The organism is Streptomyces sp. DH41 (assembly GCF_029813785.1).
Classification (GTDB): Bacteria; Actinomycetota; Actinomycetes; order Streptomycetales; family Streptomycetaceae; genus Streptomyces.
In genome coordinates this window covers 1-15,229 of the sequence record NZ_JARVKY010000001.1, presented here as the reverse complement: position 1 = coordinate 15,229, position 15,229 = coordinate 1, and the positions used below count along the sequence as shown (strand labels likewise).

Sequence of the window (15,229 nt, the reverse complement as noted above, 5' to 3'; positions counted from 1 at the left end):
CCGCGCGATCCGGCACGGAGTGCCTAGGGGAGGGTAACGACCGTCGCGGCGTACACGAGACCCGCCCCGAAGCCGATGACGAGCGCGGTGTCGCCGCTCTTGGCCTCACCGGTCGCCAGAAGCCGCTCCATCGCGAGCGGAATCGAGGCGGCCGAGGTGTTGCCGGTGGTGCGGATGTCACGGGCGACCATGACGTGCTCCGGCAGTTTCAGCGTCTTCACCATCGAGTCGATGATCCGCACGTTGGCCTGGTGCGGGATGAAGACGTCCAGGTCGTCCGGGCTGATCCCGGCCGCGTCCAGCGCCTGCTGGGCGACCTTCGCCATCTCGAACACGGCCCAGCGGAACACCGCCTGGCCCTCCTGCGTGATCGCAGGAAACTTGACGTTGCCCTCGGAGTCGAGGGGCAGCTCGGAGACGTCGCCGATCCGGAAACGGTCCCACGGGACCGTCTGCTTGATCGTCTCGGACTTGTCGCCCTCCGAACCCCAGACGGTCGGGCCGATCGCCGGCTCCTGGGACGGGCCGACCACGACCGCGCCCGCGCCGTCGCCGAACAGGAAGGCCGTGGCCCGGTCCTCCAGGTCGGTCAGGTCGCTGAGCCGCTCCACGCCGATGACGAGGACGTACTCCGCCGAACCCTCGACGATCATGCCCTTGGCCAGCGTCAGACCGTAGCCGAAGCCCGCGCAGCCCGCCGAGATGTCGAAGGCGGCGGCCTTGTCCGTGCCCAGCTTGTCCGCGATCTCCGTCGCCACGGCCGGGGTCTGGCTGAAGTGCGACACGGTCGACACGACCACGGCGCCGATCTGCGACGCGTCGATGCCGGCGTCCGCGATGGCCTTGCCGGACGCCTCGATCGACATCGCCGCGACGGTCTCCTCGGGACCCGCCCAGTGCCGCGTCTCGATGCCGGAGCGCGAGCGGATCCACTCGTCGGACGAGTCGATCGTCTCGAGGATCACCTCGTTCGGCACGACCCGGGTCGGGCGGTAGCCGCCGACGCCGAGGATGCGCGCGTACGGGGCGCCCTTGCTGGGCTTGATCTTCGACATGCTCTCGCGCTCCTTGTCAGGCCTGCTCGGCGGCGTGCTCGGCCACGAGCTCGCGGGCCGCGTCGAGGTCGGCGGGGGTCTTCAGGGCCAGGGTCTTCACACCCGGCAGCGCCCGCTTGGCCAGACCGGTCAGCGTGCCGCCCGGGCACATCTCGATCAGCGCGGTGACGCCGAGTTCCTTGAACGTCTCCATGCACCGGTCCCAGCGGACCGGATTGGCGACCTGGCCGACCAGACGCTCCAGCACCTCGGCGCCGCCGGCGACGGCCTGCCCGTCCCGGTTGGAGATGTACGTCACCTTGGGGTCGGCCGGCGTGAGCGCCTTCGCCGCCTCGGCGAGCCTGTCCACCGCGGGCGCCATGTGCTCCGTGTGGAACGCGCCGGCCACCTTCAGCGGGACGACCTTGCGCACGCCCTCGGGCTTGTCCTCGTTCAGCGCGGCCAGCTGCTCCATGGTGCCGGCCGCCACGATCTGACCGGCGCCGTTCACGTTGGCCGCGGTCAGGCCGAGCTTCTCCAGGTGAGCGACGCTCACCTCGGGGTCGCCGCCGAGCAGCGCCGACATGCCCGTCTCGGTCACCGCGGCGGCCTCGGCCATGGCCAGGCCCCGACGGCGTACGAGGGACAGCGCGGCGGTGTCGTCGAGGACCCCCGCGAACGCGGCGGCGGTGATCTCACCGACGCTGTGACCCGCGACCGCGCCCGGCACGATCTCCGTACCCACCGTGTCATCGGCGAAGGAGTACGTACCGAGCGCCGCGGCGGAGAGAAGTCCGGCGGCGACGAGCAGCGGCTGGGCCACGGAGGTGTCACGGATCTCGTCCGCGTCGGCCTTCGTGCCGAAGTGGGCGAGATCGAGTCCAATGGCGTCGGACCACCCGGCGACGCGGTCCGCGGCACCGGGAAGGGCGAGCCAGTCAGTCAGGAAGCCGGGCGTCTGGGCGCCCTGGCCGGGAGCGACGAGTACGAGCACTCTCACACTCTCTCTTGAGGACGGCCGCGACCGCCCGTGAGGACAGGGACGAAGAACACGAGGGGGTTTTGTGGACCCTCGACAAAAAGCTAGAGTTGCGGATCTCCATCGGCCAGACGCCCCAGGATGAGCGCGATCCGCAGTGTGAACGCAGACCGTACATCAGAGGGTGACCATCCGGTGACGTCAGTCACACGTCGGAGCCGGTAGCGCACGGTGTTCGGGTGAACGAAGAGCATCCGGGCGGCGCCTTCGAGACTGCTCGCCTGTTCGAGATAGACGCTGAGCGTCTCCAGCAGCGCGGCCCCGGCCTCCTGCAGTGGTCTGTAGATCTCCTCCACCAACTGTTCACGGGCCGAGGGGTCGGAGGCGATCGCGCGCTCCGGCAGCAGATCGTCCGCCAGTACCGGGCGCGGGGCGTCCTGCCAGGCCGTGGAGGCCTTCAGCCCGGCACCGGCGGCCTGCGCGGACCTCGTCGCGGCCTGGAGGTCGGGCACCACCGGGCCGGCGACGACCGCGCCCTGCGCGAACGGTCCGATCAGCGACTTGGCGACCGCCAGCGGGTTGTCGCTGCCACCGGCGATCACTACCAGCCGGTCCCCGAGCACCCCGGTCAGCACCTGGAGCTTGGCGTGCCGGGCCGCGCGGCGGATGGCCTCCACGGTCAGCTCGGAGTCACCGTCGGGGGCGGTGCCGAGCACGACACACACATGCTCGGGCGAGTTCCATCCGAGAGCGGCGGCCCGGGACACGGCTCCCTCGTCGGCCTCGCCGCTCAGCACGGCGTTCACCACCAGCGACTCCAGCCGCGCGTCCCAGGCGCCGCGGGCCTCGGCGGCCTGCGCGTACACCTGGGCGGTCGCGAAGGCGATCTCCCGGGCGTACACGAGCAGCGCCTCGCGCAGCACCGACTCGTCCCCGGGAGCGGCGACCTCGTCGATCGCGGACTCCATGACCTCGATCGTGGTCCGCACCATCTCGACGGTCTGCCGCAGCGTGATCGCCCGGGTCAGCTCGCGCGGTGCGGTGCCGAAGACGTCGGTGGAGATGGCCTGCGGCGCGTCCGGGCGCCGGAACCACTCGGTGAAGGCCGCGATGCCCGCCTGGGCGACCAGCCCGATCCAGGAGCGGTTCTCCGGTGGCATGGCCCGGTACCACGGCAGTGTCTCGTCCATGCGCGCGATGGCCTGCGCGGCGAGCGATCCGGAGGACTGCTCCAGCCGCTTCAGGGTCGCGGTATGCGGGTGGACGGCGTGCGCCGCGGGCTCGGGCTTGCTGGTTTCGGGTTCGGGCACGGGGACAAGAGTGCCTTATCGGGACGGGCGGGCGTGTCGCCGGGGCCAAGCTCGACGGCGGGAGCACATCCGGAGCGCCGGCCGCCGGGACTACGGTGGACGGTGTGATGGACGTACGGCGCGCCGACGAGCGCTATCCGGGAGGCGACGCGACGGCGGGCATCGAGTCGCGGCACGCCTTCTCCTTCGGACCCCACTACGACCCCGACAATCTTCGCTTCGGTTCGCTGATCGCCTGCAACGAGGAGCGCCTCGCCCCCGGCGCCGGCTTCGACGAGCACCCGCACAGTCACACCGAGATCGTCACGTGGGTGGTGGAGGGTGAGCTCACCCACCGTGACACCGCGGGTCACGAGACGGTCGTCCGCGCCGGGGACGTGCAACGCCTGAGTGCGGCGGCCGGCGTCCGCCACGTCGAGCGCAACGACGGCCCCGTCCCCCTGACCTTCGTCCAGATGTGGCTGGCTCCCCGCGACCCCGGCGGCGAGCCCGCCTACGAGATCGTCCGCGGCATCGCCGACTCCACCCCGTACGCCGTCCCGGAGGCGGGCGCCATGCTCCACGTACGCCGTCTGGCGGCGGGGGAGCGGACGGCGGTGCCGGACGGTGCGTACGTGTACGTGCACGTCGTGCGCGGCGAAGTGCTGCTGAGCGGCCAGACGCTGGGCGCGGGGGACACGGCGCGCCTCACGGACGCCGTGGCGGCGGACGCGGTGGCGGTGACGCGGGCGGAACTGCTGGTCTGGGAGATGTCCGGGAGCTGATCCTGACCCGGACGGGGCCTCTACCAGATACGGCCTCGACCCTCGCCGGGAGCGGGGGCAGCCGATCCCGCCTCTTCGGGCACTCCCGGTGCCCCGTGGCTTGCTGACTCGGTGTCATCGACGCGTTTAACGTCCGGGAGTGAGCCTCTGGACTTCCCTCGAGCCCGCCTCCGCGACCGTGGACCCGGGTGGTAGTACGACTGTGCGGCTGCGGCTGCGCAACACCGGTGACGTGGTGGACGAGTACCGCTTCGAGGCGGTGGGCTCTCTCGCCCCCTGGACCGCCGTGGAGCCGGAGTCGCTGCGGTTGTACCCGGGGACGACCGGGTCGGTGGAGCTGACGTTCGCGCCGCCGCGCACTCCGGACGCCACGGCGGGGCCGAACCCGTACGCGGTGCGGATCACACCGACGGCGCACCCGGAGGCGACGACGGTCCCGGAGGGGAACCTCACCATCACCCCGTTCACGGAAGTGCGGGCGGAGTTGGTGCCGTCGACGGTGAAGGGCCGGCTCCGTGGCCGTCCGCGACTGGCCGTGGACAACCTGGGCAACACGAAGGTGACGGCGTCGGTCAGCGGCAGCGACAACGGTGACCAGTTGTCGTACGACATCCATCCGAGCAATGTGCAGATCGAACCGGGTCGTGCGGCGTTCGTGGAGACGACACTGAAGCCGCGGCAGATCATCTGGTTCGGGTCGGCGGAGCAGCGGCCCTACACCCTGGCGGTGCAGCGGTCGGGTGTGACGCCGCTGAACGTGGAGGGCACCTATGTGCAGCGGGGCTTTCTGCCGCGCTGGCTGGCGGTCTGTCTCAGTGTCTCCATGGCGCTGGCGATCACGTGCGTGATGCTGTGGATCGGCTACAAGCCCCAGGTCCGCAGCGCCGCCACCGAACAGCTCCAGGAAGCCGGCGTCAGCAACCTGCCGCCCATTCCCTCCCCGGCCTCCGAGGCACCGAAGGCTCCGTCCGCCGACATCCCGGCACCCCCGGCCGCGGCCGGGACCCAGCAGCCCGACGGAGCCGGAGCCGAGGCCGGGGCGCCGGCCGGGGACGGAGAGGGAGCCGACGCCGACGCGGGGGGTGCCGGCTCCGAGGAGAAGGAGACCGAGGCACCGGAGAGGACCGCGGCGACCGCCGTCCGGCAACTGGCCGCCAAGGACCCGACCGGACGGCACATCTGCTACCGGGTCTTCACCGCGGGCCAGGGCTGGTCCGGTGTCGCCTGCGACGGTGAGACAGCGGGCACCGAAGGCGGGGGGAAGCCGATCACGGCCGTCAACACCGCCTCGTCCGGAACCAAGGGCACATCCAGCGGCGCCTTCATCCACAACCCCGCGTCGACCGACGGCACGGGGCAGTACCGCGATCCCTGGCAGAACGTCACCGACGGCCTCGACGCCTACGCCGGCAGCACCGAGGAGGACGCCCCGCACATGCTGGGGTTCGCCGTGAGCGTCGACGGTGGCGGCGGCAACATCTGCCACACCTCCTACGTCCACAACGACACCTGGACCGGCCTGGCCTGCGACAAGCCCGGGGACCAGCTGAACTTCACCTATGTCGGCACCCACGACAACAACCTGTGGATCGAGGCGATCACACTCACGGTGTGATCCGAACCGTCCATCAGCAGGTGCGGTCCGGGGGAGGGCCTACCTACCTGAAAAGCGTGAACTTTTGACTGCAACTGTCCTTGAGGTGCTCATCTGAGCGCTTCAAGGACGTTTCCGTGCCTCTGTTCACGCTTTTCAGCAGAGGTTCGGCTACTACCGCAGACCGTCGACGAACGCGCTCCACGCCCCCGCGCTCACGGTCACGACGGGACCGTCCGGCTTCTTGCTGTCACGCACGGGGACGGCGGCACCGGCGGGGCGGCCGACGGCGACCTCGACGCATTCGCCGCCGTTGCTTCCGCTGTAACTGGACTTACGCCACTCAACGTTGCTCAGTGCTGTGCTGGGCCGCATAGCGTTCCTCCATCACGCGGGTGATCAGACTCGCCGAGTCCTCGGGGGAGAGGGCTGAGGCTTGCAGTCGAGCGTAGCCGAATGAACGTTCCTTGATCACGCCCGGACTGGCGGTCATGTGCCCTCGGTCGTAACCGTCCATGTAGAAGAGATCGGGGTCGCCGTCGAACCTCAGCAGAGTGAACGTGCCGATCATGCCCGCGTGTTGGCCTGCGGCAAGCGGTCTCGTCCAGGACGACCCACAGCGCGGGTGGTTGGTCGCACTGGAGGATGCGTTGACGTTTCAACCGAGCTGCCACCATCTCGTCCACGTCGTCGCGGTGCTCCACTTCGAGGACGGCCCGCGCGTAATCCTCCGTCTGCAAGAGCCCGTACACCAACTGCGCCTGGTACGTCGAGATGTACGCCGCCTTCGCCTCCATCTCCGCGTACGGCTGGAACCAGGTGGGGAGTTGGCTGCGCAGCACCAGGCCGATCAGGCGGGAGAACAGGCCGTCCGTGCCGAGCGCGGCGTCCACGCGCTCGGAGAAGTCCCGGGTCGGGACCCGCTGTGCGGGGCTGCCTGCCCGGACCGCCGGCGATCCTCTCGGCGACAGCGGGCGCGCGGGCTGGTGATCGTGGCGGCGGTGACCGACCGGTGGGGCGTCACGCCGCGTCCCGACGGACCGGGCAAGACGGTGTGGTTCGAGTGCCGCCTCAGCCGCGCGGCTCCGCCACCACCGCGTCCGTGAAGGCCGGCCAGACCTCGGCCGCCCAGGGCCCGAAGTCCCGGTCGGTGAGCGCCACGCAGGCGAGCTGGGCATCCGGGTCGATCCACAGGAACGTACCGGACTGGCCGAAGTGCCCGAAGGTGCGCGGCGAGGACGCGGCGCCCGTCCAGTGCGGGGACTTGGAGTCGCGGATCTCGAAACCGAGGCCCCAGTCGTTGGGGTTCTGGTGCCCGTAGCCCGGCAGTACGCCCTTCGTGCCCGGGTACTGGACCGTCATCGCCTCGGCGACCGTGCGCGGGTCCAGCAGGCGCGGCGCCTGAACCTCGGCGGCGAACCGCAGCAGGTCCTCGACCGTCGAGACCCCGTCCTTGGCCGGGGAGCCGTCGAGGGTGGTGTTCGTCATGCCCAGCGGTTCCAGCACCGCCTGCCGGGCGTACTCGGCGAACGGGATGTCCGCCGCCTTCGCGATGTGGTCGCCGAGCTGCTCGAAACCGGCGTTGGAGTACAGCCGGCGCTCCCCGGGAGGGGCGGTCACCCGGTGCTCGTCGAAGGCCAGGCCCGAGGTGTGCGCCAGCAGGTGGCGGACGGTCGCCCCGGGCGGCCCGGCGGGCTCGTCCAGTTCGACCGCGCCCTCCTCGTACGCGACGAGTGCGGCGTACGCCGCGAGCGGCTTGGTGACCGAGGCGAGGGGGAACGGCTGCCCGACGGGGCCGTGGGTTCCCAGGATCGTGCCGTCGGCGCGGATGACACCCGCGGCGGCGGTGGGAACCGGCCAGTTCTCGATCAACGCGAGGCTCTTCAAGGACATGCCACCGAGCCTAAGCGCTCAGAGCGTCAGCTCCAGCAGAGGGTCCGTCCGGTGGTGGAAGCCCAGCGACGCGTACAACGGCTCGGCCTGTGAGGAGGAGGTGAGGCGCACGCGCCGGGCTCCGCGGTCGCGGAACCACTCCAGCAGAGCCTCCACGCAGGCGCGCGCGTATCCGCGACGGCGCGCGTCCGGGTCGGTGGCGACGCTGAACACGTAGCCGTCGACGCCGAGCGGATTGCGCGCACCGCCGATGCGGTAGTCGAGCGTGCCGGCCACCAGTGCCGCGAGAGCCCCCGGACGCTCCGGATGGTCCACGACGAACGCCGCGAAGGTGCCGTCCGGATCGGCCAGCCTGCCGCGCAGCACGGGCAGGGACTCGGCGTGCCACTCCGTGGAGGGGTCCGACCGGGCCACCGAATCGATCATCACCTGACGCAGACGCAGTACTTCCTCCGCGTCCTCGGGCAGCGCACGGCGTACGAGGGTCATGCCGGGCATGCTAACCAGCCGGGGCGCCCGCGATCCCGTCGTCTTCCCGCCGGGCGCGCTTGCCTGGAGTGCACTCCAAGGCCATAGCGTGGAGCGTATGACGGTGATGCAGACCGCGGCCGAGACCATCGCGCCGAACGCCACCAGAACAGACATCTGCTCCGCCCCGCCCCGGCGCCACCCGCGCCCCGACGGGCAGGACCACTACACCATCAGCGAGGTCGTCGCCTTCACCGGACTGACGGCCCACACGCTGCGCTGGTACGAGCGGATCGGCCTGATGTCCCACATCGACCGCTCGCACACCGGGCAGCGCCGCTACACCAACCGCGACCTGGACTGGCTCGACTTCGTCGGCAAGCTCCGCCTGACCGGCATGCCGGTCGCCGACATGGTCCGGTACGCGGAACTCGTGCGCGAGGGCGAGGGTACCTACCTCGACCGGCGGGAACTCCTGGAGTCCACACGCCGCGACGTGCTGACGAGGATCGGCGAGCTCCAGGACACCCTCGCCGTACTCGACCGGAAGATCAGCTTCTACGGGGACGCCGGACGCGCCCGTGAAGGGGAGAGGACCCGATGACCGACAGCACGATCCCGACGGTACGGCTCGGCGACGACGGCCCCGAGGTGGGCGTCCAGGGACTGGGCTGCATGGGCATGAGCTTCGGGTACGGCCCCTCGGACGCCGACGCGTCACGGGCGACGCTGGAGCGGGCGCTGGAGCTGGGCGTCACGCTCTACGACACGGCCGACGCGTACGGCGCCGGCGAGAACGAGCGGTTCCTGTCGCCGTTCTTCAGGGCCCACCGCGACGAGGTCGTCATCGCGACCAAGTTCGCCCTTGCCATCCCGCCGGACGAGCCGACGAAGCGGATCATCCGCAACGACCCGCCGTACATCCGCCAGGCGGTCGAGGCGAGCCTGCGCCGCCTGGACGTCGACGTGATCGACCTCTACTACATGCACCGGCGCGACGTGAACGTGCCGATCGAGGAGACCGTCGCCGTCATGGCCGACCTCGTCCGCGAGGGCAAGGTCAAGCACCTCGGGCTGAGCGAGGTGACGGGCGGGGAGCTGCGGGCCGCCCGGGCGGTGCATCCGATCGCCGCCGTGCAGTCGGAGTGGTCGCTGTTCAGCCGGGACATCGAGACGGGCGTGGTGCCGGCCGCCCGCGAACTGGGCGTGGCCCTCGTCCCGTACTCCCCGCTCGGCCGGGGCTTCCTCACGGGCGCCTTCACCAACGCCGACCAGGACCTCACGGCCGGCGACTTCCGCCGCCAGCAGCCCCGTTTCACCGGTGACAACGCGGCGGCCAACGCGGCCCTCCTCGACCCGGTCCGTGCGGTCGCCGACGCCCACGACGCCACCCTCGGCCAGATCGCCCTGGCCTGGGCACAGCAGCGGGCGCGGGTGCACGACCTCGCGGTGATCCCGATCCCGGGGACCCGGAAGCCGGGCCGGGTGGAGGAGAACACGGCGGCGACGAGGATCGTCCTGACGGAGCAGGAGCTGACACTCCTGGAGCCGATCGCGGGGAAGGTCGCGGGCAACCGCTACGCGGACATGGCGTTCACTTCCGCCGGACGTGAGTGAGGCTGCTCAGGGCAGCGCGGGGCCGCGTCACCGCGGCCCCGCCGCAGGGGCGCGACCGGCCACGACCCGCCCGCGCCCGGCGACGGGACCGAGTGCGGCGGACGCGGACGCGTCACAGCTCCGCCAGCAACTCCGCCTTCTTCGAGGAGAACTCCTCGTCCGTGACCAGCCCCGCCTGGTGCAGCTCCCCGAGGTGCCGGATCCGCTCGGCGATGTCCGCGGGGTCACGCCGAGGCGCCGGAACCGGCACCGGCACGGCGGAGCCACGCTCCCGCACCGCCGCCAGCACCGCCGCGGCGAACGGCAGTGACTCGTGCACGGGCCCGTAGCCGAGCCCGAACACGACCGCCGCCGGATCCTGGTCGGCCTGTGGAACGGTCGGTGTCCCGTCCCGTGGCAGCAGCCGCAGATACCCGTCGAACACCTCGGGGGAGCGCCACTCCACTCCACCGAGGCCGGCGACCGGGAAGCTCTGGTCGCCGGCCTTCCACTTCGCCGACGACGCGCCCGTCCAGAACCACCGGAACGCCACCGACGTCCCGTCGAAGGACGCCTTTCCGTCGTACGCCTTGAAGTGCAGCGGCGCCTCGGGCGCCGCCACCAGGTACCGCTCGGTCTTGCCGGACTCGGTCAGCAGCGCCCGCAGCTCGTCGGCGTAGTACTCCGCGAGCGTCTCCCGCTCGGCGGGCAGCACCAGCCGGTACGGGTCGCACCCCTCCTTCAACTGTCCGGCCGCCGCCTCCATCAGCGGATCGGCGCCCGGACGCGGCTCGACGCGCAGCACGACGGTGCCCCGCCTGCCGGGCGTGAGCGTCACCCCGGCGATCGCCTCCAGGGGGACGCGGCGTTCCCCCAGGGCCTGGAAAAGCTTGGGTGTTCGAATCCCCCGTTCGTAGCGGATGAGCACGGAGTCGGACTCGAACTCCCAGGCGGCATGAAATCCGGCCAGTACGTCACCCATACGGCTCATCGTATGCGGCACGAGCTCTTCCGTCCCCTCCCCGTGCAAACCGGAGTTTCTGCGCCTCTACGCGCGTCCGGCCGACGCCGCCGCGGACAAACCCGCCCGGCATGTGTCATCTTCTGCGGCGCAGGCGACCGTGCGGTATGCGCCAACGCCGATCTCCGCGAAGTTCCGCAGGCTCTCCGTACCCGGTACGAAGTAGCCGCTGTGCCCCTCGGCGCCCCGCGCGGACAGCACCCGCGCCCCGAACGCCGCGGAGACCGGGTCGGCGCCGTGTCCGAGGCCGCCGACCTCCAGGTACGGCACGTCCTGGATCCAGTCGTCGGCGTCCCGCATCGCCCACACATGGGCGGTGGTGCGCAGCTGGGTGGCCCTCTCGACGCGCATGCCGGGGCTGCCGGCCACCGCTATGTCGGTCACCCGGCCGGGCAGCGTGTCGGCGGCGAGGCCGCACACCACCGAGCCGTAGCTGTGGCAGAACAGCGAGACGGGTGCCCGGCCGGGCAGCGCCCGCAGCAGTGCGTTCAGCCGGACGGCCCCGTGCTCGGCGCGGTTCGCCGTGGCCGCCTCCATGCCGAGGCCGTCGGGGGAGGTGTAGTCGGCCCAGGCGATCACGGCCGTACGCGTGTCCGGGCTCACCCTGCGCTCGGCGGCGTGCAGCGACTCGGCCATGCCGACGGGCGCCGCGTACTTGCGGTCGGTGCGCTGGAAGGTGAGGAGCTCGGTGTCCACGCCGGGCACGACGACGGACACGCGCTCGGCGCGGTCCAGGTTCCCGAACACCTCGGCGACCTTGCCCGAGCCCGCCGGGTCGAAGGCGAGGACGTGGCGGTCGGGGTTCAGCAGCGACTCGTAGTGGTGCGCGCGCCGGCCCGCCTCGCGCTGCCCGGACAGGGACAGCCGCTTGTCGTGCATGCGTAGTCGCTCCACCGCGCGTGCCTTGCGCAGCGCCGCGCGGTTGGCGAGGTAGCGGAGCTCGACGGGGGCGCCGTTCATGTTGCCGACGGCGAGGGGGTAGCGGCGGGCCAGGCTCTCGCGCTGCCACTGGGCGAGCGAGGCGAAGAAGCGGGCCAGCCGGGTCGGAGCCGCCTGCGCGTCCGGCAGCCCGCGCCCGTCGATCCGGCCGTGCTCCCAGGCCGTGACCGACGCTTCGAGGGCCGTGGGCCCCCGCTGGTTGCGCAGGGCGGTCCACCCGGTGGTCGCCAGCATCACGAACACCACGGCCAGAGCGAGCAGTGCGCGCCAGGCGTTCAGTTGCGGGGAGGTGTCGAAGGAAGTCACTGGGAGGACACACTAGGAGAACGGGACGGTCTCGCGTGAATCCAGTGACGCGGATCACGTTTCGATCATGTGCTACGGGGTTGGTTCCACTCGTCCGGCCCGCTCGGCCCCCCGACCGCTCCGCCAGTCGACGGTGAGCGCGGGTCCCACCTGGTCGAGATAGGCGGCGGTCAGGTCGCGCAGCGCCGCGAGACCGGCGTCGTCCCGCGCCGACCAGATCCGCTCGGTGACCCGCATCACCGCTCCGAAGACGGCCACGACCACACGGGGCCGCGGGTCCGTCTCCACGTCGAGGTCCTCGCGGTCGGCGATGACGCGGGCGATCTCCTCCTCCAGTTCCGTCGCGCGCCGCAGATGGGCGGCGAGGAGTGCGGGCGTCGACTCGATCACCCGGTAGAAGCGCATGTGCAGATCGAGCGGGACCAGCTGCTCGACGGCCTCGCCGATGGTGCTCCAGCTCTCCACGAGGGCTTGGCGCATCGAGTCCAGCGGCGCCTCGCCGGGCGGGCGGCGGCGTACGGCGTCGACGAAGTGCGCCTCCGCGAGCCGCGACACGAAGAAGGCCGCCTCCTCCTTGCTGGCGAAGTAGCGGAAGAAGGTGCGCTGGGAGACATCGGCCGTCTCGGCGATGTCGTCGACGGTCGTCTCCTCGTAGCCCCGCTCGGTGAACAGCTCGAGGGCGGACCGCAGCAGCGTGTCCCGGGTGCGCTGCTTCTTGCGTTCGCGCAGTCCCGGTGGGCCGGCCGTGTCCGCCATGTTCAAGAGGTTCGCTCCTCGGAGAGGCCACGGCGTGTCGCCGCGCTGCCGTTTTCGCTGTGTTTCCGCAGTTCAGGCTAAAGGTAGATGTCATGTCAGTTACCGACCAGTGAAATGGTTTGTCAACTGTCAGTGACTGTCATTAGCCTCGAATGTATGACTAGTCAGACCACCATCGACAAGACGGGATCGGGGGGCGGGGGAGCGTCGTCCGGTCCGTCGGGCCCGGCACCCGCCAGCGGACTGCGCGGTCACCCGTGGCTCACGCTCTTCACCGTCGCTGTAGGGGTCATGATGGTGGCCCTCGACGGCACCATCGTCGCCATCGCCAACCCGGCCATCCAGAGCGACCTGAAGGCCAGCTTCGCCGACGTCCAGTGGATCACCAACGCCTACTTCCTCGCCCTCGCGGTCTCCCTGATCACCGCGGGCAAGCTCGGTGACCGCTTCGGACACCGGCAGACCTTCTCCTCATCGGCGTGGTCGGCTTCGCCGCCGCCTCCGGTGCCATCGGCCTGTCCGACACCATCCCGCTGGTCGTCGTCTTCCGTGTGCTCCAGGGCCTGTTCGGCGCGCTGCTGATGCCGGCCGCGCTCGGCCTGCTGCGGGCCACCTTCCCGGCCGAGAAGCTCAACATGGCCATCGGCATCTGGGGCATGGTCATCGGCGCCTCCACCGCGGGCGGCCCGATCCTCGGCGGCGTGCTGGTCGAGCACGTCAACTGGCAGTCCGTGTTCTTCATCAACGTGCCGGTGGGCGTCCTCGCCGTCGTCCTCGGTGTCATGATCCTGCTGGACCACCGCGCGGAGAACGCCCCGCGCTCCTTCGACATCCTGGGCATCGCGCTGCTCTCCACCGCGATGTTCTGCCTGGTCTGGGCGCTCATCAAGGCTCCCGAGTGGGGCTGGGGCGACGGCATGACCTGGCTGTTCCTCGCCGTCGCCGTCGCGGGCTTCGGACTCTTCGCCTTCTGGGAGACCAGGGTCGAGGAACCGCTGATCCCGATGGCGCTGTTCCGTTCGGTGCCGCTGTCGGCGGGTGTGGTGCTGATGGTCATGATGGCCATCGCCTTCATGGGCGGCCTTTTCTTCGTGACGTTCTACCTCCAGAACGTGCACGGCATGAGCCCGGTCGACGCCGGCCTGCACCTGCTGCCGCTCACCGGCATGATGATCGTCGGCTCGCCGCTGGCGGGCGCGATGATCACCAAGGTCGGTCCGCGCATCCCGCTCGCGGGAGGCATGGCGTTCACCGCGCTCGCCATGTACGGCATGTCCACCCTGGAGACGGGCACCGGCAGCGGTCTCATGTCGCTCTGGTTCGCCCTGCTGGGCCTGGGCCTCGCACCCGTGATGGTCGGTGCCACCGAGGTCATCGTCGGCAACGCCCCGATGGAGCTGTCCGGTGTCGCCGGCGGCCTCCAGCAGGCGGCGATGCAGATCGGCGGCAGCCTCGGTACGGCCGTGCTGGGCGCCGTGATGGCCTCCAAGGTCGACAGCGACCTGGCGGGCAACTGGGCGGACGCGGGCCTTCCGGAGCTGAAGCCGGAACAACTGGGCCAGGCCTCCGAGGCGGTCCAGGTCGGCGTGCCGCCGGTGACCGAGGGCATGCCGGAGCCGCTGGCCGCCAAGGTCACGGAGGTCGCGCACGACACCTTCCTCTCCGGCATGAGCCTGGCGTCGCTCGTCGCCGCCGGCGTCGCGGCCGTGGCCGTGCTGGTCGCGCTGCTCACCAAGCGCGGTGAGAACGCGGAGGCCGGCGCGGGAGTGGGGCACATCTGACGAAGAGAGGGATACGGAGTGCCGGACCCGCCGGGCCCGGCACTCCGTCCTTCCTTTTCCGGCCCTGTTCGCCTATCCGGGTGACAGGGCCGGAGAACCCTCCCCTCCGACGGACCTCGCAGGTCACAGTGGGTCAAGTCCTCCGCAGGGCACGGAGGGCGAGAGGCTGCGGCGCGCTGCTGGAGGGGGGCAGCGCGCAGGCAGCCGTTCGCGGCAGGCATAAGGCGTCGCAGAGGGGTACCCGAACTCCACGAAGAGTTCAGGGAGTTGATGATGGCGAGCTTCGGACAAGGATCGCGCAGGCACCCCCGCTCACGTGGCCGGACGTGGTCACGGACCGGGCCGGATCGCGCGACGCTCGCAATCGTCGGAGTCATCTGCGCGGTCGCCGGGTTCTTCGTGCTGGGGATCGTCCTCGGCCCCGTCGCGATCATCTGCGGCTGGCTCGCCATGGGCCGAAGCTGGGCGGGATCCCGCCCGGTACCGGCCGTGGTCGCCGTGGTCCTGGGCATCATCGACACGGTCCTGGCGGTCGTCGGGCTCCTCGGAGCGACGACCGCGGGCTACGGCATGCTCTGAGACCTCCCGTGCCCCCTAGTGACCTGAGTCGGAGATTTGTCGTTGGTTGGGCATGAGTCGTCCGGGTCCGAAGATTCCGCCGTTGTCGGTGACCGATGCCCAGCGGGTGGTGCTGGAGGGCTGGATGCGGCGTCGTTCGACGGCCCAGGCTCTGGCCTTGCGCTCGCGGATCGTGCTGGAATGCGCCGAGGGGCACTCGATCATGGAGG

Annotated in this window: 14 protein-coding genes and 2 pseudogenes; 6 read left to right on the top strand and 10 right to left on the bottom strand. The window is 70.9% G+C overall.

What is annotated here, in order from left to right:
• Positions 1 to 23: 23 nt before the first annotated feature.
• The 3 genes from QC283_RS00085 to fasR all read right to left on the bottom strand — a co-directional run bounded on the left by QC283_RS00085 (position 24) and on the right by fasR (position 3,323).
• Positions 24 to 1,055: a ketoacyl-ACP synthase III gene (locus tag QC283_RS00085; RefSeq protein ID WP_279559201.1), complete on the bottom strand. Its 1,032-nt coding sequence runs from the start codon at positions 1,053 to 1,055 to the stop codon at positions 24 to 26.
• A gap of 16 nt (positions 1,056 to 1,071) precedes the next feature.
• Entirely contained in the window at positions 1,072 to 2,028 is a 957-nt protein-coding gene (locus QC283_RS00080; RefSeq protein WP_279559200.1) for an ACP S-malonyltransferase, read from the bottom strand.
• A gap of 89 nt (positions 2,029 to 2,117) precedes the next feature.
• The gene (fasR, locus tag QC283_RS00075; protein ID WP_279559199.1) at positions 2,118 to 3,323 is read right to left on the bottom strand and encodes a fatty acid biosynthesis transcriptional regulator FasR; all 1,206 of its coding nucleotides are present in this window, start codon (positions 3,321 to 3,323) and stop codon (positions 2,118 to 2,120) included.
• Between the two features lie 107 nt (positions 3,324 to 3,430).
• Between fasR and QC283_RS00070 the strand changes: the two genes are divergently transcribed.
• Positions 3,431 to 4,087, top strand: coding sequence for a pirin family protein (locus tag QC283_RS00070; RefSeq protein ID WP_279559746.1), 657 nt, complete (start codon positions 3,431 to 3,433; stop codon positions 4,085 to 4,087).
• A 139-nt stretch (positions 4,088 to 4,226) separates the two neighbouring features.
• Positions 4,227 to 5,702, top strand: coding sequence for a COG1470 family protein (locus tag QC283_RS00065; RefSeq protein WP_279559198.1), 1,476 nt, complete (start codon positions 4,227 to 4,229; stop codon positions 5,700 to 5,702).
• A 153-nt stretch (positions 5,703 to 5,855) separates the two neighbouring features.
• Here the strand turns inward: QC283_RS00065 and QC283_RS00060 are convergent, their stop codons facing one another.
• The 4 genes and pseudogenes from QC283_RS00060 to QC283_RS00040 all read right to left on the bottom strand — a co-directional run bounded on the left by QC283_RS00060 (position 5,856) and on the right by QC283_RS00040 (position 8,063).
• Positions 5,856 to 6,056: a DUF397 domain-containing protein gene (locus tag QC283_RS00060; RefSeq protein WP_279559197.1), complete on the bottom strand. Its 201-nt coding sequence runs from the start codon at positions 6,054 to 6,056 to the stop codon at positions 5,856 to 5,858.
• Positions 6,025 to 6,607 (bottom strand): annotated as a pseudogene (locus QC283_RS00055) (DUF5753 domain-containing protein); the annotation flags it as partial. The pseudogene QC283_RS00055 and the gene QC283_RS00060, both read right to left, overlap by 32 nt.
• Before the next feature lie 145 nt (positions 6,608 to 6,752).
• Positions 6,753 to 7,574, bottom strand: coding sequence for a serine hydrolase domain-containing protein (locus QC283_RS00045; protein ID WP_279559196.1), 822 nt, complete (start codon positions 7,572 to 7,574; stop codon positions 6,753 to 6,755).
• Between the two features lie 18 nt (positions 7,575 to 7,592).
• Positions 7,593 to 8,063: a GNAT family N-acetyltransferase gene (locus tag QC283_RS00040; RefSeq protein WP_279559195.1), complete on the bottom strand. Its 471-nt coding sequence runs from the start codon at positions 8,061 to 8,063 to the stop codon at positions 7,593 to 7,595.
• Between the two features lie 97 nt (positions 8,064 to 8,160).
• On the opposite strand from QC283_RS00040, the gene QC283_RS00035 reads away from it, so the two are divergent.
• Together QC283_RS00035 and QC283_RS00030 are read left to right on the top strand one after the other, a co-directional pair.
• Entirely contained in the window at positions 8,161 to 8,646 is a 486-nt protein-coding gene (locus tag QC283_RS00035; protein WP_279559194.1) for a MerR family transcriptional regulator, read from the top strand.
• Complete coding sequence (locus tag QC283_RS00030) at positions 8,643 to 9,659, top strand: aldo/keto reductase (RefSeq protein WP_279559193.1); 1,017 nt, start codon at positions 8,643 to 8,645, stop codon at positions 9,657 to 9,659. The genes QC283_RS00035 and QC283_RS00030 overlap by 4 nt, the downstream gene beginning before the upstream one ends.
• A gap of 112 nt (positions 9,660 to 9,771) precedes the next feature.
• Here the strand turns inward: QC283_RS00030 and QC283_RS00025 are convergent, their stop codons facing one another.
• The 3 genes from QC283_RS00025 to QC283_RS00015 all read right to left on the bottom strand — a co-directional run bounded on the left by QC283_RS00025 (position 9,772) and on the right by QC283_RS00015 (position 12,660).
• A complete protein-coding gene (locus QC283_RS00025; protein WP_279559192.1) occupies positions 9,772 to 10,620 on the bottom strand; it encodes a DUF4429 domain-containing protein in 849 nt (282 codons plus the stop codon).
• A 66-nt stretch (positions 10,621 to 10,686) separates the two neighbouring features.
• Entirely contained in the window at positions 10,687 to 11,904 is a 1,218-nt protein-coding gene (locus QC283_RS00020) for an alpha/beta hydrolase family protein (RefSeq protein WP_279559191.1), read from the bottom strand.
• A 72-nt stretch (positions 11,905 to 11,976) separates the two neighbouring features.
• The gene (locus tag QC283_RS00015) at positions 11,977 to 12,660 is read right to left on the bottom strand and encodes a TetR family transcriptional regulator (RefSeq protein WP_279559190.1); all 684 of its coding nucleotides are present in this window, start codon (positions 12,658 to 12,660) and stop codon (positions 11,977 to 11,979) included.
• Positions 12,661 to 12,816: 156 nt separating this feature from the next.
• On the opposite strand from QC283_RS00015, the pseudogene QC283_RS00010 reads away from it, so the two are divergent.
• Together QC283_RS00010 and QC283_RS00005 are read left to right on the top strand one after the other, a co-directional pair.
• Positions 12,817 to 14,441 (top strand): annotated as a pseudogene (locus tag QC283_RS00010) (MFS transporter).
• 270 nt (positions 14,442 to 14,711) lie between these two features.
• A complete protein-coding gene (locus tag QC283_RS00005) occupies positions 14,712 to 15,020 on the top strand; it encodes a small hydrophobic protein (RefSeq protein ID WP_279559189.1) in 309 nt (102 codons plus the stop codon).
• The last annotated feature ends 209 nt before the right edge of the window (positions 15,021 to 15,229 follow it).

Excerpts from the sequence above, each read along its gene's own strand:
- QC283_RS00060 (WP_279559197.1), bottom strand. The coding sequence starts at position 6,056 with ATGCGGCCCAGCACAGCACTGAGCAACGTTGAGTGGCGTAAGTCCAGT.
- QC283_RS00005 (WP_279559189.1), top strand. The coding sequence starts at position 14,712 with ATGATGGCGAGCTTCGGACAAGGATCGCGCAGGCACCCCCGCTCACGT.
- QC283_RS00045 (WP_279559196.1), bottom strand. The coding sequence starts at position 7,574 with ATGTCCTTGAAGAGCCTCGCGTTGATCGAGAACTGGCCGGTTCCCACC.
- QC283_RS00085 (WP_279559201.1), bottom strand. The coding sequence starts at position 1,055 with ATGTCGAAGATCAAGCCCAGCAAGGGCGCCCCGTACGCGCGCATCCTC.
- QC283_RS00070 (WP_279559746.1), top strand. The coding sequence starts at position 3,431 with ATGGACGTACGGCGCGCCGACGAGCGCTATCCGGGAGGCGACGCGACG.
- QC283_RS00015 (WP_279559190.1), bottom strand. The coding sequence starts at position 12,660 with ATGGCGGACACGGCCGGCCCACCGGGACTGCGCGAACGCAAGAAGCAG.
- QC283_RS00040 (WP_279559195.1), bottom strand. The coding sequence starts at position 8,063 with ATGACCCTCGTACGCCGTGCGCTGCCCGAGGACGCGGAGGAAGTACTG.
- QC283_RS00025 (WP_279559192.1), bottom strand. The coding sequence starts at position 10,620 with ATGGGTGACGTACTGGCCGGATTTCATGCCGCCTGGGAGTTCGAGTCC.
- QC283_RS00035 (WP_279559194.1), top strand. The coding sequence starts at position 8,161 with ATGACGGTGATGCAGACCGCGGCCGAGACCATCGCGCCGAACGCCACC.
- QC283_RS00030 (WP_279559193.1), top strand. The coding sequence starts at position 8,643 with ATGACCGACAGCACGATCCCGACGGTACGGCTCGGCGACGACGGCCCC.